This window comes from Mesorhizobium sp. M7A.F.Ca.CA.003.01.2.1 (assembly GCF_003998945.1).
GTDB classification, from domain to species: domain Bacteria; phylum Pseudomonadota; class Alphaproteobacteria; order Rhizobiales; family Rhizobiaceae; genus Mesorhizobium; species Mesorhizobium ciceri.
Genome location: NZ_RZRA01001215.1, coordinates 1 through 1,320, shown reverse-complemented (window position 1 = coordinate 1,320; position 1,320 = coordinate 1). Strand labels below are relative to the sequence as shown.

General features: G+C 66.1%; 2 protein-coding genes. Both read left to right on the top strand.

Translation table 11 applies throughout. The features are described 5' to 3' along the window. A partial coding sequence (locus EN969_RS31350) for an Lrp/AsnC ligand binding domain-containing protein (protein WP_164758675.1) occupies positions 1 to 339 on the top strand: 339 nt, incomplete at its 5' end. Continuing rightward, positions 336 to 1,320: saccharopine dehydrogenase C-terminal domain-containing protein (locus tag EN969_RS31345; protein WP_127419748.1), on the top strand; the 985-nt coding region annotated here is incomplete at its 3' end. The genes EN969_RS31350 and EN969_RS31345, both read left to right, overlap by 4 nt.

The following is a 1,320-nucleotide window of genomic DNA, read 5'->3' as shown; positions in this document are numbered from 1 at the left end:
GGGCTGCTGAACCTGACCGAGCGCCCCGAGCTGATCTCCGCCATTGTCGGCATCAATGCCCAAGGGCGCGGCCGGGCCCGCGAACTGGCGCAGCGCATTGCCGAACTGCCTTTCGTCAATTCGGCCTCGGTGGTCACCGGACGCTTCGACATCATCGTCGACGTGACGGTGGCCGGTGACGTCGCCGATCTCTACCGCGTCACCAGCGAACTGATCCCCGGCGCCGGCGAGCCGGGCGAAGTGGTGCGCAGCGAGACCTTCGTCGTCATGGCGTCCTGCAACAAATGGGTCAGCCTGCCGGAAGGCTGCTGGTCGGACGACCGCAAGGAGCCGGCATGAAGATCGCGGTTCTCGGCGGCCTCGGCCTGCAAGGCCGGGCGGCAATCGCCGACCTCGTCGCCAGCGACGGCGTCGAGGAAATTGTCTGCGTCGACACCGCGCCGGACGGCCCTGCCCGGCTTGCCGGCCTGACCGATCTTGCCCGCGTGCGCTTCGTGGTGCCTGAGGGCGCGATCGGCCAGGCCCTGGCCACTGTGCTTGATGATGTCGACGCCGTCATCGACCTGTTGCCGCAGCCGCTGATGCGCGAGGCGGTAAAGGCCGCGATTGCCACGCGCACGCCGCTGGTCACCACCAATTACGCCAAGTCGATCGCCGACCTGGCGCCGGCCGCCGAACAGGCCGGTGTCTCGATCATGACCGAATGCGGGCTCGACCCCGGCATCGACCTCGTGCTCTACGCGCGCGCCGCCAGGCAGTTCGACTCGATTTCTTCGATCGATTCCTATTGCGGCGGCATCCCCGAGCCGCAGGCGATGGCCAAGCCGCTGTGCTACAAGGTGAGCTGGAATTTCGACATGGTCCTGGTCAGCCAGAACCGCGACAGCGTGATGATTGAGGACGGGAACCGTGTCGCGGTGCCTGCCGGCCAGCAGCACGACAATCCGTTCATCCATGAAATCGAGGTTGCCGGTCTCGGCAGGCTCGAAGCCTTCCCCAATGGCGACGCGCTCCACTATGTCGAGATGCTGGACGCCGCAAAAGGGCTGCGCCGCTCCGGCCGCTACACACTGCGCTGGCCGGGATGGTCGGCCTTCTGGGCGCCGTTGAAGGAACTCGGTTTCCTCTCTGAGGACAAGGTGCCCGGCACCTCCAACAGCCCGCGCGAATTCCTTGGCCGGCTGCTCGGCCCGCAATTGCAATACGGCCCCGGCGAAAAGGATCTTTGCGTGATGCGCAATGTCTTTTCCGGCCTCGAAGGCGGCCGCGCCAAGACGGTGACGTCGGACCTGATCATCGAACGCGATCTCGTTTCCGGCC